Annotated in this window: 3 protein-coding genes; all 3 read right to left on the bottom strand. The window is 50.5% G+C overall.

The window, feature by feature from the left end; all coding sequences use genetic code 11:
• A partial coding sequence (rpoD, locus tag ABYW01_RS15725; RefSeq protein WP_372834454.1) for an RNA polymerase sigma factor RpoD occupies positions 1-1,505 on the bottom strand: 1,505 nt, incomplete at its 3' end.
• A gap of 141 nt (positions 1,506-1,646) precedes the next feature.
• Positions 1,647-3,551 (bottom strand): DNA primase, encoded by a 1,905-nt coding sequence (gene dnaG, locus ABYW01_RS15720; RefSeq protein ID WP_372834451.1) that lies wholly within the window; start codon positions 3,549-3,551, stop codon positions 1,647-1,649.
• 32 nt (positions 3,552-3,583) lie between these two features.
• Positions 3,584-4,033, bottom strand: a complete 450-nt coding sequence (locus ABYW01_RS15715) for a GatB/YqeY domain-containing protein (RefSeq protein ID WP_372834450.1) — start codon at positions 4,031-4,033, stop codon at positions 3,584-3,586.
• Between the last annotated feature and the right edge of the window lie 95 nt (positions 4,034-4,128).

The raw sequence follows: 4,128 nt of genomic DNA, 5'->3' as shown, positions 1-4,128 counted from the left end.
ATCGGTGTTTCCATGGAGATCGGCTCTTTAGCGATCTTAAGTACCTTACGGATCTTATCCTCAGGCATATCCATGCGCTCTGCCAGCTCTTCTGGTGTCGCTTCGCGTCCCATCTCCTGAAGCATTTGACGAGAGATGCGGTTCAGTTTATTGATCGTTTCGATCATATGAACCGGAATACGAATTGTACGAGCCTGGTCGGCGATCGAGCGGGTGATAGCCTGACGAATCCACCATGTTGCATAGGTGGAGAACTTATAACCACGACGATATTCGAACTTATCAACAGCCTTCATCAGGCCGATGTTGCCTTCCTGGATAAGATCCAGGAACTGCAATCCGCGGTTGGTGTATTTCTTGGCGATAGAGATAACCAGACGTAAGTTCGCCTCAACCATCTCTTTCTTAGCCCGGCGAGCACGCGCTTCGCCGATCGACATGCGACGGTTTACTTCTTTGATTTCGGATAGAGTCAGGCCAGTAGCATGCTCCATCTGAATCAGTTTCTTCTGAGCACGTTTCAACTCGATCAGGTTGCGTTTAATCGCTTTGGAATAGTCCGCACCTTCAGCGATCAAAGAATCAAACCACTCGGTGTTGATTTCGTTGCCAGGGAAGGAGGTGATGAAATCACGACGTGCCATACGACAACGCTGTGTACAGATACGCATTATGGTGCGTTCCTGTAAACGCACACTGGTGATTGAGGAGCGAACGCGCTCAACCAGCGTATCGTAGAAGCGAGGTGATAATTTGATTGGTGCGAAGGCAATACCTACTTCGACCATCGCATCAGCGGCTTCTTTGGAATCGTGTCCTGAGGCTTCAACGGCATCAAAATACTTATTCAGGTTGTCACGAATAAGACCAAAGCGCTTGGCGGCTTCTTCAGGATCTGGACCGCGATCCTTCTCTTCTTCGTCATCATCATCGCTATCAGCTGCTGCGGCTTGGGCGGCACCAGGTACTGGAATAGCGACGCCATCATCAGCATCGATGTATCCGCTGAAGATATCACTCAGACGGCCGCCATCTTCCTGCAATGTAGAATCGTAAGCATCCAATACGATATTGATTGAACCTGGGAAAGAGGCAAGGGAGGTCATGACCTCGCGGATGCCTTCTTCAATACGCTTGGCGATATCGATTTCGCCTTCACGGGTAAGCAGTTCCACGGTACCCATTTCACGCATGTACATGCGCACAGGGTCCGTAGTACGGCCCGCATCAGACTCTACCGCCGCGAGTGCCGCTACGGCTTCTTCGTCGGCTTCTTCCGCAGAATCACCTTCCGTCATCAGGAGCGTTTCTGCGTCCGGAGCTTCTTCTGACACGGATATGCCCATGTCATTGATCATGCGGATGATATCTTCAACCTGATCCGGATCGGCTATATCTTCCGGAAGATGGTCGTTGACTTCAGCGTAGGTAAGGTAACCTTGTTCTTTACCACGGGCGATCAATTCCTTGAGGCGCGACTGCTGCTGCTGAGAAGTATCGGACATGTGACCCTGACTAGATGACAGTGAATGATGAAAAAATTAGCAGGCAATTATAGCCATGAATGGGCGTTTTTTCTACAAAAAGAAGGTGCTAATAATTGATGCTGATGATTAAAAAATAGACCAGATTTGAAACGCTTGCGATTATTTTGCTGGATTTGGTGCTTGATTAAGGTGTTGTTTAAGCAGGAGCTGGTTCAGTTCGTTCTTTTCTTCTTCACTACGACTGATTTTTTTTGACAGTTCGTTCAGGCGTAAATCATCGATGCGGCTTTCCAGCTTTGGCAGGGCATCGCGTAAAATTTGTTCAGCTTTTTGGATGTCGTTCACGGGATCAGCGTAAGTAATGCCGTTCAGTGTCATTAGGTAGCCGCTGAGTACCGGGTCTTCCTGCCAGTCGACATACAGCGTGCCCAATGTAGCGCGTGGATGGCTTTTTAAATAATCGATCAGCGCACACAGGAGCGGGATATTGTTTTCTGGAAGTTGATCCAGCTTAACAGGAAGCTCACATAGGCGTGCCAGCGTCGGAAAGTGGAGGAGCAAAGAGATAATACGTTCGCTGAGTTGAACGGTTCCTCTTCCAGAACGCGGCGTGTCAGAGCGACGAGGTTTACTGCTCTGTTGGCTGGGTTGTGGATATGTTGGCAGTAGGCCGGGATCGCTGTAGTCACCATCATCGTAATAGTCAGGTACAAAGGAATCTGGCTCTTGTTGAGAGGGCGGTGCTGCTTGTGTAGCGCTATGCAGGTTTACAACGCTTTCAAGTTGGTCCTGAGACAAGCCCGTCAGTTCGCTCACGCGATCCAGCATCATCTGCTTCAGGATGCCGGGTTTCATGGTCTGAATCATGGGCAGGGCTGCGCTACTGAATCGGGCGCGGCCATCCATGCTGTTCAGATCCATCTCTTCTGAATGGCTTTTAAAGAAAAATTCGGCCAAAGGCAGGCCTTCATCAAGACGCTTGCTAAACAGTTCTGTGCCTTCTTGCCTGACTAAGCTGTCTGGATCTTCACCGTCCGGCAAAAATAGGAATCGGGCTTCCTGACCATCTTTAATGACCGGTAGGGTGGTGCTGAGTGCGCGTTTCGCGGCCGTGCGGCCAGCCTGGTCTCCATCGAAGCAAAAAATAACTTCGGGTACCATCTTAAAAACGCGTTCAAGATGCTGGGCTGTCGTTGCCGTACCTAGTGTGGCGACCGCGTAGTGAATGCCATATTGAGCGAGCCCGACGACATCCATATAACCTTCTACTATTAGAAGGCGTTCCAGCTTCTGGTTGTGTTTGCGTGCTTCGTAAAGTCCGTAAAGCTCGCGGCCTTTGCGAAACGTCTCCGTTTCGGGCGAATTCAGGTATTTAGGTTTATCGTCGCCCAGTACGCGTCCGCCAAAGGCAATAACCCGTCCGCGCTGATCGCGAATGGGGAACATAATGCGGTTGCGGAAACGATCGTAATCGCTGTTGCGCTCTTCGTTGTGGATAAGTAGCCCGGCCTGCTCAAGCAATTGCCGGTTTTTTTCGTCGTTACCTACTTTTTCCAGGAAGTTGTCCCAGCCTGGAGGGGCGAAGCCTATATCAAATGCTTTGGCAGCCTGGCCTGATAAACCACGAGACTTTAGGTACTTTACTGCTTGCTCGCGAGCAGGGTGGGAGCGCAGTTGCTGGGTATAAAACTGTGAGGCTTGTTCCAGAAGATCGTATAAAGACTTGAGCTGCTGCTGTTGCTGACGGTTCTGTTGGGATTCCTCGCGTGGAACCTCGATACCCGCCATCTTGGCTAACTCTTCGACCGCTTGGGGGAAATCCAGGTGGTCGTATTCCATCATGAAGCCGAGGGCATTGCCGCCTGCGCCACAACCGAAGCAGTAATAAAACTGTTTCTCTTGATTGGCTGTAAATGATGGCGTCTTCTCTTTGTGAAATGGGCAGAGACCAGAGAAGTTTTTTCCGGTGCGTTTTAGCTTTTGGACACGCCCATCCAACACATCGATAATATTTACGCGTGCAAGAAGGTCGTCAATAAAGTGCTGTGGGATGCGTCCGGCCATGTGAGAGCTGCAGCTATGAGTACTGCGGCAGCTTAGCTGGTCAAACGTTGTTTTACGAGTTTAGACGTTTCACCAACGTCGGCGCGGCCTTGAATCTGGGGCTTAACAATCCCCATAACCTTGCCCATATCCTGCATGGACTGGGCACCGCTGGCTGTAATAGCCTGGTCGATCAGATCACTGATCTCTTCTACTGTTAGCGGTTGCGGCAGGAAAGTTTTAATCACCTCCATCTCCCGTCGCTCCACGTCCGCCAGATCCGGGCGGTCCGCTGCTTCATATTGCGAGATCGAGTCGCGACGCTGTTTAGACATTTTGTCTAGCGTCGCCAATACTCGGGCATCATCCAGCTCAATGCGTTCATCAACTTCGATGCGCTTTAGTTCGGCGAGCATCATACGAATCGTACCCAGGCGTTCCTTATCTTTGGCACGCATGGCAGCTTTCATCTCAGTGGTGATCTGCTGCTTGAGTTCGGACATCGTAGGCTCTACCTGTTTTAAGCTGGTGAGGATCTTTCTCGTGGATTAGTACAGACGTACGCGACGAGCGTTTTCGCGAGAAACTTTCTTCGCGT

The sequence above is a fragment of the Pontibacterium sp. genome (assembly GCF_041587635.1).
In the GTDB taxonomy this organism is placed as follows: domain Bacteria; phylum Pseudomonadota; class Gammaproteobacteria; order Pseudomonadales; family Balneatricaceae; genus Pontibacterium.
The sequence above is the reverse complement of the archived record's forward strand: the minus strand, read 5'-3'. Positions and strand labels throughout refer to the sequence as shown.

What these genes read in the sequence shown, in the direction of transcription:
- dnaG (WP_372834451.1), bottom strand. Translation starts at nt 3,551, where the DNA reads ATGGCCGGACGCATCCCACAGCACTTTATTGACGACCTTCTTGCACGC.
- ABYW01_RS15715 (WP_372834450.1), bottom strand. Translation starts at nt 4,033, where the DNA reads ATGTCCGAACTCAAGCAGCAGATCACCACTGAGATGAAAGCTGCCATG.